The organism is Virgibacillus litoralis (genome assembly GCF_017873675.1).
GTDB lineage: Bacteria > Bacillota > Bacilli > Bacillales > Amphibacillaceae > Lentibacillus > Lentibacillus litoralis.
In genome coordinates, this window is record NZ_JAGGKK010000027.1 from 21,673 (window position 1) to 39,977 (window position 18,305).

The following is an 18,305-nucleotide window of genomic DNA, read 5'->3' on the forward strand; positions in this document are numbered from 1 at the left end:
GCACCGCCCTTTAAGTTTGTTCATGTGGTTATTTAATCTTTGAAAGCACTTTATCAAATTCCGCATAGTTTACTTTAACGCCATCATCTAAGTCAATGTCAATTTGTTCATTGGCATATGTCGCTAAATGTTTATCAAATTCTTGAAGTTCATCTATTTTCTTTTGATAATCTGTTTTCGCTTTATCCAGACTACGTCTATCCGTTGCCGATAAACTTGGATTAGCTAAACGAGTATCAATCATGCTAATTTCATTTTGATACTTCGATTGAATCTCTTGTAAGTGTTCAAAACGAATCGATGCCATCGTATCTGGTTGGTAACGGTGCATGTAGATGAGTGTTCGCAATCCTTTTTGTTTACCTGAATCAACTAACCAATAGATTGGTCGTTTCTGGTACATTTTACAGTGATCCTTAAAGAACTCATCTAAGAAATAACGACGTAACCGCTCCTCAGGCGATTCATTTTTCTTCATTGTTAACGATTCAGCTAACCACTGCATATTTTCGTCCACAGTTTGTGGGCTAAATCCTACTGATAAAAATTCCCGTAAACGAACCACAATATCATTATCAAAATAATGGTCATCTGTTAAGTGGATCAGACCGTCTTGATTCGGCTTAAATGACTCATACTTCGATTCATCAAACTCTCCACCAGCAAAATTCAGACCTTCTTGATCTAAGGAATAACGACCTAAGACACAACCTATATAAAAGGATAAGAATGATTTTGTCTCTCTTACACGATCGGCTTTTACAATGGTAATTTCATTGTCTGCTACTTCTGAAGACAGTTCTTCATATAAACCAAAAAAATTAATAAATATTTCGTTTAGTTCTTGTTCATTATTTTTTAAATTATTAAACCTATTAGTAGTTTCTTGATTCCAATTACCGTAAGCATCCGATAGTGTGTTATCAATTGTATAGCTGATAAACGGATGACTCTTAAAGTCCCAGGAAGTTTCGAATGAATCCCATTCTAATCTAGAAATATCAACATTCTCTTGAGTTATCTCTACTACTTTAGATTTTAACTCCTCACTCATAACTGGAAGAGGCAAATTTGCAACATTGCCTACTTGAAAATTTAAAGTTGGATTTATAAAAGAAATAAAATAAGGTGACACTTTACTAGCTAAGTAACTTAAATAAACATTTATATCTTCATCTGGAAATAATGATGATCCTCCTACATCAAATATGAATCCTTTTGGAGTATATCTAACCCCAAAATAGGCAGAACTTACGAATGACCATGTAATTCCTTCTCTAAAATAAAAAGGAATGTTCTTTATTGTTCTTGTCGCATTATTATATAATGATGTTGCTAGCTCCTTAACTTCTTGACCACCATTTTCCCAATTTATTACTTTCTCATAGTTTCCGTACCACTTTCTATATGATCCACCTTTGTTATATGGAAACCACTTATAATTAGATTTTTCAGCATCTGCATTACTACCAAACCCAATCCCAATACGCATATTATTAACCTCATACCAATTTCTTAAAAATCTATCATTATCAGAAGTAGCCATTCCCTGCCTTGGTTTAGCTATTTCTCCTATACCATCGAATTCTCTAAATATTTTTTTTACCTGGGCGCTTGCCCAATAAGAAATAGGCGAACTTGGAATATTACTAAAACTATTTTGAAGTGCATAGAATTTATTAGAATCGTTAGAGAAATTTTCTTCCTTAGACTTGGAATTATTATAATGCACTAGCCTAACAAACGTACTATTATAATTAGGTTCTGCGACTTTTCGTAATGTCTGCGCAGAAGTTTGAACAACCTCTCCCCCAATATCCTCAAAGGCTCTAGTACCTAAATGTACTAAATTTAGGATTGTATTATTATTTAATAAATATTTTCTTATTCCCTCAAAACTACTTAAAAACATCCATGAGTGTTGAGTTACAGAACTATTAATTCCATATTCTTTAGTGAGATCTTGAATTCTTTCAATAAAAACTGTGTATAAGTCAGACTTTGATTTATCATAATAATTCTTAAGGAAATTCTTTAATGTCTTATTCATACCTTTGTTACCCATATATGGAGGATTAGTAATTGCAACATTGTATTGTGAAACTAAAATTATAGACTGAGTTAGAATATATTTGAAGCTTTCCAGTTGTTCATATGCTCTAGTAGTTTCTACAGAAATTTGAACTTCTCCTATTGAATCTATACGATCAAGATACTTATTGTAATCGACTTTAGGAGGTTTTAACATTGAACCAAAGTTTTTAGCATTCTGATACAAGTTTATAATTAACTCAATTTCTTTTTCTTCTTGTTTGTTGTTGGCTAAAAGATTAACTAAACCTTGTAAACCAAGATTATTTGATTCTTCAATAGCTATAATGTTTAAATTTATATTTTGCTTCAATATTCTTCTAGACTTCTCTCGAGCCTTCATCATTAGAGCAAAAGAAGCCATTTGGGTCGCTCTTTCATCAATATCTATTCCAAATAAATTATTTTCTAAAATGAGTTTAGGAATATCTTTACTTAAATATCCTGCTTCTTCATACATTTGATATAGTAGATCAAACGTGTAAACTAATATATGTCCAGATCCTACACACGGATCAATAAGTGTTATCTCTTCTAGGTTAATGGATTTATATCTGGTTTCTTCAAACCTTCTTTTTACTTCATCTGTTTGCTCAGCCGGTTCAATATAGTAATCAAGCGATTTCTTTATTTCTGAATTTGGATAAGCTTCCAACCATAACTGCCCAAGAGAATTTTCAACCAAATACTGGACAATCCACTTAGGTGTAAAAAATTGTGTTGCAGCTGGTATTTCATTTTTCTCAGCTTTTTTATTTTGTCTTAATTTAGCAAAAACCTTATCCTTTGGTTCTGCATTGTAATATTGATACAACCACCCAATAACTTCTACTTCTTTAAAGCTATCAACTAATTCTTGATTAACTACTAGTTTGGAAATAATAAATTCACTGTCCAATAAATAATCTGGGAGAAGTAACTCTGTATAATCATTTATTTTTTCGAATAGTGTAGGAAAAACAGTATTCAAATTATTACATTGAGCAACAAATAATTTCCTATAAGCCTTTTCATTGTCGTTTTTCTGAAGCCATTTATTTATTTGTTGGTGATCAACATCTAAATTCATTGTTTCATATTGAAGTAAAATATCAGGTTCATTTTTACCTGTACTACTAGATAACACATTTACCCGATCAGGTAAATAGTTATTGACCTCCATATAACGAATCGCAATAATTCGGTTAAACCACGTGTAAGCAACTTCCTCAACAAGCTGGTCATAACCCACCCGGTTCAAACTTTGTTGTAACGTATGAACAGCATGTTTCATTTCTATTGGGAAGGTCTTACCATTAACTATTAATTGTCCATAGTTTTCTTCAATATTTATTTCTTGATTGTCTTTGGTAATTCCATATTGTTCAGTTTTCAATGACACTTTATCAATTAAATCTCGTCTAGCTTCAACAGCAAATTTCTTAAGTTCTACCTTATTCAATGTTTCACCCCTATATGTAGCGGAGCAGAAGGTTCTCTGCTCCGTGTTTATGATTTTACGAAATAATGAGTTTGTAACTCTTTAATCAAAGTTCTCTTCAATGATTCAATGGCACGTTCTAAATCTTCTTCTGATTCAATCGTATTGACTTGACTAAAGAAGGAATTATACAACTCTTGTTCAGTGATAGTTTTAGGCTCTCTTGAAACTGTATCTGTATCTTTCCGTAATTCCTTTAGCATTTCACGTGCTTTTGATTTTGTTGAATCAACAATGTCGATAAGTTGTTGTTGATTAATACGGGCACTAGAAATTCGTTCGCTTTCTTTGATTTTATCGTAAAGTTGCTTAGCTTGTTCTTTTCTGGATTGAACATAATCCACTATCGTTTCATGTTGAGAATACTGATCCAGTAATTCTTCGATTGCTTCAATTGATTTATCGGATTGAACTAAAACCGCTTGTTTTTGTTTTTCAGTTTCTTCTTGAATGAGATTCTGTAGATCATTTGTCAGCTCTGGCAATTGGCTAATGTCTTTTGTTGGTTCTTCATGTAATAAAATTTGTTTCATGCGTTGCGTGATATCATCTAACTCTTCTTTATGAATGATTTCTAAGTCATGTTGATGATCTTTGAGTGCTTGAACAGCTTTGTCAAAATTGTTTATAGGGATACCATTATAAAACCCTTGTAGCTTTTCTAATACGTCGTACCATTCCTCAATATCATCCTCATATTGAATAGATGTTCGACAGAATTGTTCTGGATCACGAATAGAAAGTAATTTTTGGGTATCATTTGCAACCCTATTAATATCCTTTTCACCCGGGTATAAATAGCCACTTGATGGATCTTGTTGACGTCGTCTTTTTCTAATTTCTTCAATAGGATTTACAAATTCTTCTTTGACTCTTTCTCGTACAATTTCCTCATAAGCTTCATAAGTGTCATGTGTTTGTGTAATAGAGAAGAAATCACGGACTAATGCAATCAAATCTTGTTTGACTTGGCTATCCATCTCTACGATTGGTAAGACGACAATACGATCTCGTTCAGATACTTTTTCCAATCGATCATAAAATTTGTTGGAGTTAGGGTTAAATGGCTCGCCTGCATACGTGAATCGTACTTTTCCAGCATTCATTAATCCCATTAATATAGCGATGGTGTCTTGTTCTTCCCACCCGTAAGGAACAGCTTTGTATTTTTGTACAACTTGTTTTAACGTTCTTTGGTCATGTGAACGTTCCAACTCTTCAATAAAATGTTTCACTTCATCCATTGCGTTGTGGTTCAGATCACTGAATAAGCTCTGTTGACCTAAATTCTCAGCTACTTGTTCCCACTCATTTCTACTGTTTTTAAACGAAATGGGTTCTTCAATATAATGAAATTTCGTAAATGTACTTCGAATTAACATGTTCATTGCATGGTCAACTTTACTTTGAAAATTGCCGCTAAAATCACGAAGTTGACCTTGAATATAAAAACCGGCATTCTCACAAGCTTTTGCTAATAACTCTTCTGCTTTTTGCGAATATTCATCTACCTCAGCAAGCTTTGTCTCAAATATACGTTTTTGCTGCTGGGTCGTTGTACTAGATTGTTTACGACGCACATAACTATCAACCTGCTGAATATAAGCTAGTGCACCTTCCGCTTCTGCAACGTTCTCTTTATCCAACAATATAATTAAATGACCTGAGTTGGCTTGAAGTGCGGCTTCTGAATCAGTCATCCCTTCTGTAAACACTTGCATGGTTAACTCATGATTCATTTGACCTTTTACGTAGCTATCGAATCGTTTATTGTAATCAAAGTGTTTCGTCTGCTCATTATGTTTGTATTCATACTTCGGATGACGATACATGACATTGAAGAACAAGTTCCCAAGTCGTTCTTTAACCGCTGCTGAATTATACTCTTCTACACGGATTTCGCGATTAATTTCTTGCTCTTCATCTGACAAGAAGGAATATGAACCATCCGCATGTTGTTCAATGAACATGGCTGTTTGCAGGCGATTTAATGATTCCTTGATTTTATATTCTAACGGCTGACGTTCATCATAAATGGTTTCAACCATAAGGGTCGCAATGTTACTAGGTGCTGATTTGATTTCATCGATCGCTTTGATTAAGTAAAGAACTTGAAGTACTTTTACATCATACTCTTTTAAGCCCTCATCATTACGTGCTCGATCCTGAGCTCTTGCAATCGTACCTGTAATCGATGATTCTAGATAGTCTCGAATAGAAGGATAAAATTCCGCCATAGTCACCATATTATCGACATTCTCATCAGCATTTAACTGTGCAGCTTCTTGGAATGCTTTAAGTAATGAACGTTCACCACGAGATGTGTGTTGTCCCCCTTCACCTAGATTACGAATTTTTGTAAATATCATTTGAAGTAATTCAATCTGATAAGGGACAAATGGATAAAAGGATACAAACTCTTCTATGCTTCGATAGCCTGATCGGAGTTGTGTGTTCTTAGTATCAAAAGCGAGTCTGTTATGAATGAGCTTTCCTTCTTGGTCATGAATCGTTTTTAACGTATCCTCACCGACATCTTTCTTCTCTAAAAGACGTTTCTTGATGACTTCATCTGTATTGGCACTAGATAGGTTGATTTTCGTTTCAAAACGACCTTGGATTTTTGAGAAGTCTTTTGTACTGTCAAGATCTGATACAGTTGATTCCAATTTTTCTTGTGAAGTCACAATGACCCATGCTTGACCTTGACTTAAATCACCTAATTTTTCAGTAATTGTTTGTAAGTTAAGCATTAAACTGGTGTTATTACCGATATACTGACCGATTTCATCCGCTAGGAAAACTAAACGATAATCTGGGCCTTGTTTTTTACAATAATCAGCCACAAGTTCTGCAACACGTAAAGCATCTATCGAAAACCATTCTCTACTCATCGCAAAGAAGGTTTCAGCTGTGTCTTGGTCATAACCTATTGATTCTAATGCTTTAATGACTTTCTTTTTCCGTAATAATATCTTTAAACGGAACTCTTCCCAAGCTGTACCGTTTTGATCATAGATGGCTTGCTTAAATTCCTCGTACTTTCCATCTCCATCTAATTGACGTTCCATTTCTGCTACCCAAAGTGTATCTGAATAGCCAAGATGGTTATTAAACACTCTTAGGAATACTTCAATGATTCGTTCTTTTTCTGAATCCTTAGATGAAGATGTGGAGCGTGAATCAATATTAAAAAGTAAAGCATCCGAATTTTTCTCTGACACTTGTTGCATCATACTTAGTAACTCTTCGTTGTCTGTTTTATCCTGGAAATAATCAGCCGGGTTTCTCTCTGCAATCGCCTGATTATGTAATAAGTAGGACAAGATTTTTAAGAAGTGTGATTTACCAGATCCGAAGAAACCAGAAATCCACACACCTACTTTAGTTGATGGTTGGTCATAAACAGCTAAATAATTACGATAAAAACGATTTAAATAATGTTCACTTTCTTCTGTTAAGACATACTCATCTAGTTCCGTTTTGACTACATTCTCTTCCATTTGCTCCGCTTGAACAACGTTATTAATTGGCCGGAATATGTCTTTTTGAAATAAGTCTTTAATTTGCATATTTGTACCTCCCCTTTAAGATAAGCGCGATAATTGATAATCATCTTCATAATCAAGAATGTTAAATAATTTCAGTCTTAACCCTGTAAATTCTCCTGGATAGAATAATACAATTGGTTTTTTATAGCCTTTACTTGATATAGCTTTTAATAACTGACTCGATCGCAGAAATGGATGTGCAGTCCCTACTCCCGTAATAAATATCAAATCCGCTTCTTCCGTTATATCTCTAAACTGTTGAATCATCGTATTACTTTCATTTAAGATTGGTTCGATAACATCATTTAAGCCACGTAACCCTTCTTCTTCTGCCACTTCATATAATTCTTCAAGTTCGTCTTCTTCAAAAAATGATAATAGAAATTCAAATAAATTCACTTCTTTGATGTTAATCTTAGTTCGCTTCAACATATTTTTTATATAGACACGAACTTGCAACTCATCTTCTGGTGGATAGTCCAAAACAAAATGAGGAATATCGCTCCCAATACCTTTTGGTTGAGTGAATCCGTCCTGGTTAATTCTTTTTTCCATTTGTTCTAAACGCTCGTATGTCGACTTCATGAATTATTCACCTTTTCTAAAACTGAAAAAGAATATAACAGCGGAACGTTCTTTTCAGCGTATGTTTTTACATCCTGGCTTAGATGGATCGGTTTTATGATATATTTTGTCTGATCAACCTTTTCAATCATTCTTGCTTCTAAATAAAACATCAATAAAGAATTTATCAGGCGTTTAATGGTTTCAGGCCTCCACCCGTTAACCTTTTCACTGACATTGGCTTTATCTTCAAAGAAGTAATGAAAGTCGTTGCGATACAACAATTCCTGCTGTTCGTACTTATAGGCAATAATTTCCACATAAAATTCGAGTGGTATTCGGTAAGCTTGAAGAAACGAATACAACGTTAATGCCTTTCGATCATAATCATTAGCTCTTAAGAAATGCTGTTTCATTTCATCTTCAAGGACAGCTGCACGATTGTACACCATATTAAATCTATTTTTAATGCTGAGAGGACTTCTCAATTGAAATAAGTTTTTCTCAGTAACTTCCTTTAATATTTCTTTTTTTGACTTATCTTGGAGCATAAGTTCAATAACTACTTCAATATCATTTTCTGACCATTTTTCTTTAGTAAACCCCGCTGAATATTCCATATACTCTATCAGCCTACCTTTTTATCCGACATTAGTTTGTTTAATGACTTGATCGACAACTTCAAGTCGACGCTTTCCACATTGTTGACGAATAATGGTTGTATAATCCCCATTTTTAACAAGTTTGTTCGTATTCGTTATGTACAACTTTTGAATTAACTCCACCATTTTTGATTCATTAACCTCATCTTCCCAATATTTATCAATAACTAAGTTAATAGACGCCGCTAAATCACGCTGTGTTTTTTGAAACAGTTTAACATCCATAATGAAGTCACCTACTCTTACTTTTTTTATACTTTATCTTTATTTTATATGTAGATCTTTGGTAACACAATAGATTTGAAAAAATAGCTATATATTTTCTCTGACCACCATTAAATGTGAACAAAGGAGTATACCACCGTTGTGAATATATTATATTTTAATAACCGCTATATATTACCATTTTCCCAAAGCCCCAATTGACAGAATAGGTCATATTTATTATATGCAAAAGGGTGCGCAAATTTCTGCACACCCAAAATCTTTGTAAATAGTCAGTTAAGACTAAGTCGTTCTCTACCAATTATTCTTTCGTATCCGATCGTCCATCAGAATTGCATACAAATATGCGGAGCTTGGAAATATTGAAGGGGGTTCCGTATTTTCTAACTTCATATAATTCAATGCCTCTTTAAATGTATTTTTCGATACAGAACGATTGGTCCTACTCAACTTAATAAGATTGCCATTCACTATTTCCCTCCTCTTATTTGAGTGAAATGTTGTCCTTCGCATTCCATTATTCGTGGCCATATCATTTCTATCATTCAGTTTACTCCTCCCTGATTGGTAGGTCTGTCTTTTTAAAGATTCAGTTCTTCTAGACTTATATAGGCAACAGCGCTACCAGTACCAAATATACTAAGTAGTTTATCTTCATTATCTTGTAACTTTAATAGAACACTTTCTATTTCCAAAAGTAAAATTACAAATTATAGACAATAAACTGTTAAGTTAATTCCTGTTTTTATAAAAAAATCAAATAACTATTACTTGTGTTTTCAAATAGATAGATTTCTGCTTATTTAAGCCCCCAAATTAGCACAAATATCCTAGATAGAAAATAAACAAGGAAATAGGCAGCCTAGTAAAATCAGGCTACCTTAAGTCAAAATAACGTATTATAACTACATATTGAAAGGAACTGGACGTATCTAGTTTCCATTGGTGTGGCACGAAAATATCCATCGCAATTTTTTAATTAAAATATAATGAATCTTTTCCAATTCTCATTATATATGAGTTTCCCTGCCTAAACTCATCAATTCGTTTTTCTACAATACTTTTATCAGTTAAACTTAATTCCTTATGTAAATATATATTTATTAGATGCATAATATCATTTACCATCTCTACGCTAAATTCAAAAAGTCTTTTAGTAAATTGATGCATATTAAAAAGATAACCCCCCTCTAACTTTCCATCAAAACTAAGTTTCTTTTGAAATTCTCCATCTAACCTTTCAAAAGATTCAGCATTCTCTTCAGGTATCCATAATAAATTAGGATTTTTTCCATTGGGTGAAGAGGAACCCATACCTTGTATATAATCCCTGTGTTGTAATGTATCTCGAATTTCATAAACTAAATTAATAAAAGTTTTTACTTTATTATCTAATAAATATCTAACCAATTCAGGGTTTTTTTGTATAACACGTATTAAAAGAGGATTATTTTCTTTATGATTATACACTCTTATAGATAATTCTTTATGATGTTTTAATTCAACATTGTGAAGACCTTTAATTACCCCAGCTATGTTCTCAAACGAGCCTGTTAGAAGCATTATATAGTAACCTAAGTGATACAAGGCTTCATCTTTTGTATCGTTGTTAGGTGTTTTGTAGGAATAAAATTCAATCTCATCTACGGATTTACATAGAAGATATAATCTATTAGTTAAGCTCGTAGAGTAGTTTTGCTTTAACACAGAAGTTTCTTCAGATACTTTCTTATAATAGAAACCCAATTCAAAAGCTTTTGTGAATTTACTCATTAATCTGTAGTTATTGTATACCATTTGACCTTTAATTAGGTGATTAAAGTGACTATAAAAAATTTGATGATGCACTAAAAGAATACGTACTTCATCAAAAAATTGCTGGATTCCTACCTTTCTAATATTACCGTCTTTACGTTTTAAATATGGATCCTGCTTGTCCATTATAAAATAATCAGGCACTAGATGATTTATTGTTTGCATATCTGGTACACTAATTTGTCCACTTTCAAACATTTTGTCTTTCCAACAATCTAATTCGCCATTTAGTACTACTAACTCATAATCCTTTGTAGAAAAAATTATCTTATTACCATTTACCTGCTTTTTTTCATATATTGGAATGGAAAAATTATGTTGCTCTAATATATTTCTAAAATTATTATTCACATTGTTCAGTGGTAATAAAATTAAGTTGATGAAAGGTAAACGAGACAAATAGAATAACCTAGTTATTTCTGTTTCATATTCTTCAATAAAATCATTAAAAAATTGAGATTGAATAATGATTTCAATTTTGTTTGATTCATTGGGTAATCCTCTATCAAAAGGGTTATCTTTTTTTCTAAACAAAACTATACACCTCCTAATCAAACTGTTTTTTCTGATGTATTGTCCAATTTGTCCATACCGACAGCATCCATCCATAACCCAGAGTTTAAAATCAATCATGAGAATAAATAGCACTTAACTGTGTAAATAAATATAGAGGAAAGTAATGAAATACCAACTATCACTTATGGAACGACATCAATCCATAAGTGTCATTATAAACATGTCCCCAAGACCCTACTTATTTAAACGGTTCTGTCTTTATAAACTAACATAAAAATTTTCTGATTAAGTAAAAACACTTACATTTATAATTAAGGTTTTACAATAAATTTTTCTTCAGAAATCTCCATTTTTGACCCATTTTTTTCTATATCATTAACTATTCTTACTATCTTACTATTAGAAGATTTCTGATTAGAAATCTTTAATTCAATCTGATTATTTCCTTCTATGAGATATTTATCTAGATTCATTGAGTAATGATATTGGTGTTGTGACTTATCAATGTAGAGCTTTGTGTTTTCTGTACTGTTTTTTTCATAGACTTCTACCAAATCTTGACTGAACTCTGTGTGAGCGATATCAAGATTTGTTTCTTCCCCATTTTTTTCATTATATATTGTTATTGCCATTTCCACATTCTCTATATTTTGTATGTTAGCATTTAAGATAACATTTTTATTATTTTTAAACTCCACTTCAACAATCTGATTTTGATTTAGTGAAACCAGAGAGATACAAATCCCAACAAATAATATTAAAACCCCAATGTATAACAAAAAATTATAAGGAGATATTTTTTCTTCGATTTTTTCTATTGTTGTAATAACCTTCTTAACATTTTCTTTTTTTACGAAAAGAGAAAGACAGAATAACAACGTAACCGATAAAGTACCTATTAATATTGAAATAATTAAGTGTGGCTTAGCAACTAATTCAATAATAATACTTAAAATCGCTATTCCAAATAATCCATTTATAATATATTTTATTGTTTTAAATATATCACCATATTTTATATCAGCATTTTTTTGAAGCTTTTCTTTATCTTCTATATTAATAAAAAATTGAAATGTTTTAAGTTCCGTATATACATAAATCAGAACTTTTATTGTTATTACTAGAATAACAGTAAGAGTAATTACTGATAGAACATATTCTATATTGATAATTGATTTAGTAAATGCTGTGGTAGAAAAAGTGCTAATCCATAAAGCAATAGCACCTTTAAATAAAAACCACATACCTCCAAAAATAGTTAAAGTAATTATTAACCTTGTAGTTCTTTCAATATTATTTTTATCATTAGACATATTAAATTCCTTCCATTAATAAAACAGTCCATGTTTGGACGTCCTCTATATATTCCGTAATTTTTTGATGATTAATTTACGTTAGTGTACTAAAATTATTATTCTATCTTTTATATAATTCTACGAATATAAGGTTCATTTGAATTTCACTAGTTCTGTTATCTTAATCAAGTGGGCTATTCACTTTCAGAAATATAAGATACTGACGTTTCAATTTTTAAAGGTGGATTTACAATTCTATCAATTAATAAGTCGTTAGGGTACAATTTCTTAAGTAAATAAAAGATTGCACTTTCAATATCTTCAACATATTTTATAGCTTTTTTATAATCAATTTCTTCATTTAATGGTCTATGAACTAATCTATTTCTTATCTCAATTCCTTTACTTAAAACCTTTAAGTCAGGGTAACGCTCTCCAGAATATGATTCTAATATTACGCCATATAGCTTTGTTAAGGGGGGAGAAGGTAATTCTAATAAAATAGACTCTAAATCAGGCTTTAGTTTTATTAGAAATTCTTTTATAGCCAGTTCAGCTGCTATAGTTGCCTCAATCCACATAAACCTTGGATTTTCTTCTTGCTTTGCTTTATGTAGATGGCGAAGACCAACAAAAGGTTCTATTTCTCCATCAAGGTTATGTTGAATTATCTTGGCAGTTTCTTTTGTTAAAGCAAGTGGAGTATATGAATGACCATTCGATATTATTTTTCTGATGTCACCAATGTTATCCCATTCGCCAGATAATTCCTTCCACTCTAATTTTTGAAGGTTTATAGTATGTTCCGAGAAGATATTCTCGTTTAAAGAATACCTAACTAAATCAATTACTTTATACGTATCATTTTCCATTCTTTCTAAGTAATCTATAAGTTCTTCTTTTAAATCTGTTGATAATCCAGAAAAACCTGAATCACTTTTAAGGTTATAAAATAACTCATCAGATATATTTACCTTATAAAAACAGCTAACTGTCCTATCTTCGTGTACTTGTATCTCCATAAACTCATTATATGGCATTTTAAAATCAACAGTTTCTCTTACATGTAGCATCCCTATAATTCTAAAGTTGCTTTTTATAATTATTTCCATTTAAAACTAACCCCCTAACGGAATATATATAACTTTTAATTCACATATTCGCAAAAACAAAAATTTTAAGGACAAACCTAGATATTATAGTAAGAGCCACCTCTTTAGCTATTGCTTTATTATAACAAACTTAATTTTTCTAGTATCTTATTTGTTAATTTAAGAGTTAAATTTTGTTTGCCAGTCACTTATGATAAGGTTCCCCCCTATTTATCCTAAACCCCCGATAAATCTGCTCCAACAATATTAGGCGCATCATCTGGTGCGGGAATGTCATTTTGGAAAATGATAATGCGAGGTCACTCCGCTTCTGGACTTCATCACTGATGCCTAATGATCCGCCGATAATAAATGCAAGCTTACTTTTCCCGTATGTAGCAAGCTCGTCCATTTTGGCTGCGAGTTGTTCGGAGCTTAGCATTTTGCCATTGATTTCGAGCGTTATCACATGGGTATCCTGTTTGATGTTAGCGAGAATGCGTTCGCCTTCCTTTTGTTTTACTTCTATCATTTCAGCATCGCTCATATTTTCAGGAGCTTTCTCATCGGCGACTTCGATAATTTGAACTTTTGCATATGTACTTAACCGTTTCAAGTATTCGTCAATGCCCTGCTTAATGTATTTTTCCTTTAATTTTCCTACTGCGATAATTTTTATGTTCATTGAAATCATTCCTTTATGGACTTCTTTTGTTTACATTGTATCAAAGAATGACGATACCGTATTCCAGTATCGCCATTTCATTCAATTAATCAGACTTCCTCTCTTCTTCTCTTTGTTTCGTCATGAAAAGGGACAGTGGTTGTTCTGATCCGGTCATCAATTTATAGACATATGTGGACGTAAGATTATAACTGTTTTCAATGCTTTCTGCTATATAGTTGGTTCGTTCGAAAAGAATGGATCGAAACTGATCAATTTGCCTTAAGGTTTTCTCCATCAGGGCTTCCTGATTTTCCAGTCGTTTTATAACTTTCTCCTGGTTATCGTCTTGGGTAGAAATCCTCTCCGACATCTGCTTGTTGAGATCATACAACTCATTCATGTGTGATGCGAGCGCCTGGCTTGAGCTTTCATATTTTCCTAATTGATCTACAATAGCTTGATTCGATTCACCTAAGCGATTGACTTGTTCTGCAATCTCCTTATTTAGTAAACCACCGTTTTCCAAAATAGCTTGTAATTTTGCATTATTTCTATCTAACGTTTTCAGCCATTGGACAGCCTGATTCTCGAAATTTTGGTGCTGAAGGTTACTTTCCTTTAATACTTCCAGCTGTTTGCCAACTTCCTGCCATCTGCCTGCTTGCGTATTAGTTTGCTGGTGGTATAACGATTTTAAGTCGCGGAAGGAATTGGATAATGATTTATTTAACTCTTTTTGTTCTTTTATCATCTCGGAGAAATAATCTACGCGAAAGTATCCCTGGTTCGGCTCCAGGATATCGCTGCCATTCATATAGACGTCTGGATGATCATTATTATTGATATATAATCCCATCGCTTGCTCACTTCCTTATTCATATTATTGTATTATCCTATGCGTATTATTAAAAGACGGGACAATAATCCAGATTGGGCAAGTTAAAAATGTTTCAGTATTTTTGCATGAATATTGCGTTAATTCACTATATATAGTATATTGTGGGGAATATCTTTTATAGTGTTAGTACCATCACATCATGTACGATAATGGCAAAATCATTGAAAGATGATGACGCAAAGCTATAGGGGCTAAGTTGGGTTTTCCAATAAGTCAGCCAGCTTTCGAATACACTCCTTATTCCTGAAAGGGGGATGTGATTTGGATACTGAAGATGTTCTTAAGATTATTAACGATGATATTCAAATGCTCAAACGTTTGATGTATCAAGTTAAAGCGAATGGAAGTGAGTTTACAGATCCATCATTAATACAAGTTAGTCAACTACTAGATGTGAAGCTCAACCAACGAAATCAACTTTTGTCGATTTATACAAATAAACTAGACTAATCCTAAATTCATGTTTTTCTGGTACTAACACTGCCTTTCTATACTCCGTAAACTCATGGGGTATAGCTTTTTTTGCATTTAAGGAAAATACGATATTATATGGTAAAATAGTAGCGTACTAATTTTATAATTTTATAGTTGGATGTGAAACGATGAGTATCGAAAATAAACCAAATATGCGAATCATAAATGTGTTATTATTTTTAATCCGTTTCTTCACCAGAAGACGTTCGAAAATAGTAATTGAACGCAATGATACACTTCATATGGAACCACCTTATATTATTTTAGCCAACCACGTAAATAACTGGGATCCGCTGATTCTAAATAGCTATGTAAAAGAACCGATTTGTTTTATTGCGGCTGATCCTCTTTTTCGAAATCCGTTCTTAAAAAGAATATTAAACTATGTTGGTGCCATTCCAAAGATGAAATTTAAAAATGATACGAGCACGATAAGAGGTGTACTGAAGGCTAAAAAGCATAATCGGGTTATTGGTATTTTTCCAGAGGGGAACCGTAATTGGGATGGTGACACCGAGCCGCTTATTTATTCAACCGCTAAATTAGTTAAGCTGTTGGATATCCCTGTTGTGATTACAACGATTCGCGGCGGGCATCTGACTCATCCAAGGTGGGCAGATAAACATCGGAAAGGCTTAATTTCTATCTCTTATAAAAAAGAATGGGATCAGGGAGCTTTTACTAACGATTCACCTGAAGTCATTAACCAAAAGCTAACCGAGGCGCTTTACCATAATGAAATGGAATGGCAGTCCGAGAGTAAGAGTGAATATCAGGGGAAAAATCTAGCAAACTACTTGGAGCGCCTGTTGTTTGTTTGTCCACATTGTAGAATACCTGGGCAGCTTCAATCGCATGATGACCTGTTTGAATGCCGGAGCTGTGATTATACCGTGCGTTATACATCCTTAGGAACGTTTGAGCAAGTGACATACCCTGCCTATTATTCTAATCCTCGTGATTGGAATAAATGGCAGCTTGAATTTTTGAAAGAGACTTTACTTGATCCGGATTGGCAACAGAACTGGAATGAGGCAATGCAGGACCATGTTAAGCTGTTTTTATCTTGGGATAACAAACCATTTAGGCTTATTTCTAAAGGGGATTTAAAGTGGAACAACAAAACAATCACGTTTAATGGTGATAACAAGGAAAACTATGCGTTTGCGTTTCGGGACCTGGAAGGGATTAATATTCAGTTTCATCATAAGCTGGACTTCTTTTATGAAAATCAATTTTACCGAATTGTATTTTATCAGCCCCACACCTCGGCATACAAATGGTTAATGGGAATCAAAACCGCACAGGCATTGGAATCTGAACAGACCAAGGAGGTTATCTCATGAGTAACTCCTGGTCATTTGTACTCGACTTTGCTCTTTTATCTTTTTTAATTGTTATTGCCGCTGTATTAAAAGCGAGAATTCCAGCCTTGCGAAAATTAATTGTACCAACGTCCATGATTGCGGGCTTCCTGGGGTTAATCGTCGGACCTGAACTACTGGGATGGATAAATTTTGATAAGGATTTACTTGGAAACCTGGTTTACCATCTAATGGCCATTGGCTTTATTGCTTTGTCGTTAAAAGAACGGGAAGTGGAAAACAGCCCTGCAATTATCAACTCAGGTCTTATGATCGTTTCAACATATCTCATACAGGGGTTGGTCGGTTTTGGTTTATTCATGATCCTTGTCGAAACATTTTATCCGGACTTTTTCCCAGGTGTTGGACTATTGCTGCCACTCGGATTCGGCCAAGGACCTGGACAAGCATATTCGATAGGTACACAGTGGGAAGAATTGGGACTAGTTGGTGGCGGGAACCTTGGTTTAACGATTGCCGGAATAGGCTTTATCTGGGCGACGGTTGTCGGGATTATCCTGATGAACCTATTAGCCCGCAACAAAAAATTCCAAAAAACCGAATCTGGCCCAGTCAAAACACATAAACAAATGGTCGAACGGTCCGAGCCAGATGAAATTTCATTAAGTGATGCAATCGATAAGCTAACCTATCAAATAGCATTAATTGGCTTCATTTACCTTGTTACATATTTGACTATATACGGGTTAGACAAAGTATTGACGCCACTTGGAACATTTGGAGCAACCTTTGCCCAGCTAATCATTGGATTCCACTTTTTAATCGGAAGCTTGTACGCGATGTTTTTCCGAACTGTTTTAAATCGATTAAAAAATGCTGGACTTCAGCTTGAACATTCACCGAACAACTTTTTACTGCAGCGAATTTCCGGTTTTTCGTTCGATTACATGATAACTGCATCAATAGCTGCTATTTCGATCTATGCATTACAGGAGTATGCTGTCCCGATTCTGATATTAACTACCTTAGGCGGCTTTGTAACCATCGCATTTTTACTTTGGATTGGACCGCGCGTATTTCCGGAAGACAAACTGCCAAACGTTTTAGGATTTTACGGAATGCAAACTGGTACCATATCAACTGGAATGGCACTATTAAAGGCAGTTGATCCAAAATTCCAATCCAATACAGCAGATAATATGGTGATGGGAAGTGCGACAGCAATAATGTTTGGATTTCCTTTATTACTGCTCTTAAATGTGCCAATCGTTGGTTACGTTCAGAACCAGCCAATCATGTATGTCTATACACTTATTGGGTTACTAGTTTATTTCCTGGCGCTTGTTGGGGCCTTATATTACAGGACACGGAAAACGGTGTAGTAAGTTGGAAGGAGCTGGTTCCGTTATGAGGTGCAAAACAATAATTCGCACGACAAAACACAAAGCGTTTCGCAATGGAATTCACAAAAGAATCACATTGTAATTCACAAGAAAAGGAGCTTGGATTTCCAAGCTCCTTTATATATGATAGTAATATTACCTTCTTCAACAAAAGCACCCGTTAGCGCAATAGTCTATTGAAGTTTTTCAAATAAAATCTTTTTATGTTTGTTTGCTAGTTTCAATAAACCAAATTCACCATTTTTAAT

Annotated in this window: 13 protein-coding genes and 1 riboswitch; of the genes, 3 read left to right on the forward strand and 10 right to left on the reverse strand. The window is 33.5% G+C overall.

Going from position 1 to position 18,305, the window contains the following annotated elements; genetic code table 11:
* Nucleotides 1-28: 28 nt before the first annotated feature.
* The 10 genes from pglX to J2Z82_RS17875 all read right to left on the reverse strand — a co-directional run bounded on the left by pglX (nt 29) and on the right by J2Z82_RS17875 (nt 14,813).
* Nucleotides 29-3,532, reverse strand: coding sequence for a BREX-1 system adenine-specific DNA-methyltransferase PglX (gene pglX / locus J2Z82_RS17830; RefSeq protein ID WP_209482152.1), 3,504 nt, complete (start codon nt 3,530-3,532; stop codon nt 29-31).
* A 47-nt stretch (nt 3,533-3,579) separates the two neighbouring features.
* Nucleotides 3,580-7,143 (reverse strand): BREX system P-loop protein BrxC, encoded by a 3,564-nt coding sequence (gene brxC, locus J2Z82_RS17835; protein WP_209482153.1) that lies wholly within the window; start codon nt 7,141-7,143, stop codon nt 3,580-3,582.
* Nucleotides 7,144-7,158: 15 nt separating this feature from the next.
* A complete protein-coding gene (locus J2Z82_RS17840) occupies nt 7,159-7,707 on the reverse strand; it encodes a DUF1788 domain-containing protein (RefSeq protein WP_209482154.1) in 549 nt (182 codons plus the stop codon).
* Nucleotides 7,704-8,306: a DUF1819 family protein gene (locus J2Z82_RS17845; protein ID WP_209482155.1), complete on the reverse strand. Its 603-nt coding sequence runs from the start codon at nt 8,304-8,306 to the stop codon at nt 7,704-7,706. Before J2Z82_RS17845 ends, J2Z82_RS17840 begins: the two co-directional genes overlap by 4 nt.
* Nucleotides 8,307-8,327: 21 nt before the next feature.
* On the reverse strand, nt 8,328-8,573 hold the full coding sequence (locus J2Z82_RS17850) for a TIGR04540 family protein (protein WP_209482156.1): 246 nt from the start codon (nt 8,571-8,573) through the stop codon (nt 8,328-8,330).
* Between the two features lie 975 nt (nt 8,574-9,548).
* Nucleotides 9,549-10,922: a hypothetical protein gene (locus J2Z82_RS17855; RefSeq protein ID WP_209482157.1), complete on the reverse strand. Its 1,374-nt coding sequence runs from the start codon at nt 10,920-10,922 to the stop codon at nt 9,549-9,551.
* Nucleotides 10,923-11,215: 293 nt separating this feature from the next.
* A complete protein-coding gene (locus J2Z82_RS17860; RefSeq protein WP_209482158.1) occupies nt 11,216-12,217 on the reverse strand; it encodes a hypothetical protein in 1,002 nt (333 codons plus the stop codon).
* 176 nt (nt 12,218-12,393) lie between these two features.
* The gene (locus J2Z82_RS17865; protein ID WP_209482159.1) at nt 12,394-13,311 is read right to left on the reverse strand and encodes a hypothetical protein; all 918 of its coding nucleotides are present in this window, start codon (nt 13,309-13,311) and stop codon (nt 12,394-12,396) included.
* A gap of 184 nt (nt 13,312-13,495) precedes the next feature.
* Nucleotides 13,496-13,975 carry a 23S rRNA (pseudouridine(1915)-N(3))-methyltransferase RlmH gene (gene rlmH / locus J2Z82_RS17870; protein ID WP_209482160.1) on the reverse strand — a complete coding sequence of 160 codons (480 nt, stop codon included), beginning with the start codon at nt 13,973-13,975 and terminating at the stop codon, nt 13,496-13,498.
* Nucleotides 13,976-14,060: 85 nt separating this feature from the next.
* Complete coding sequence (locus J2Z82_RS17875; RefSeq protein ID WP_209482161.1) at nt 14,061-14,813, reverse strand: hypothetical protein; 753 nt, start codon at nt 14,811-14,813, stop codon at nt 14,061-14,063.
* 183 nt (nt 14,814-14,996) lie between these two features.
* Nucleotides 14,997-15,084: riboswitch (cyclic di-GMP riboswitch) on the forward strand.
* 32 nt (nt 15,085-15,116) lie between these two features.
* Between J2Z82_RS17875 and J2Z82_RS17880 the strand changes: the two genes are divergently transcribed.
* The 3 genes from J2Z82_RS17880 (at nt 15,117) to J2Z82_RS17890 (ending at nt 18,036) form a co-directional block, all read left to right on the forward strand.
* Nucleotides 15,117-15,305, forward strand: a complete 189-nt coding sequence (locus tag J2Z82_RS17880) for a Spo0E family sporulation regulatory protein-aspartic acid phosphatase (protein WP_209482162.1) — start codon at nt 15,117-15,119, stop codon at nt 15,303-15,305.
* 152 nt (nt 15,306-15,457) lie between these two features.
* Nucleotides 15,458-16,675, forward strand: a complete 1,218-nt coding sequence (locus J2Z82_RS17885; protein WP_209482163.1) for a lysophospholipid acyltransferase family protein — start codon at nt 15,458-15,460, stop codon at nt 16,673-16,675.
* Complete coding sequence (locus J2Z82_RS17890) at nt 16,672-18,036, forward strand: sodium/glutamate symporter family protein (RefSeq protein ID WP_209482164.1); 1,365 nt, start codon at nt 16,672-16,674, stop codon at nt 18,034-18,036. Before J2Z82_RS17885 ends, J2Z82_RS17890 begins: the two co-directional genes overlap by 4 nt.
* Nucleotides 18,037-18,305: the final 269 nt, after the last annotated feature.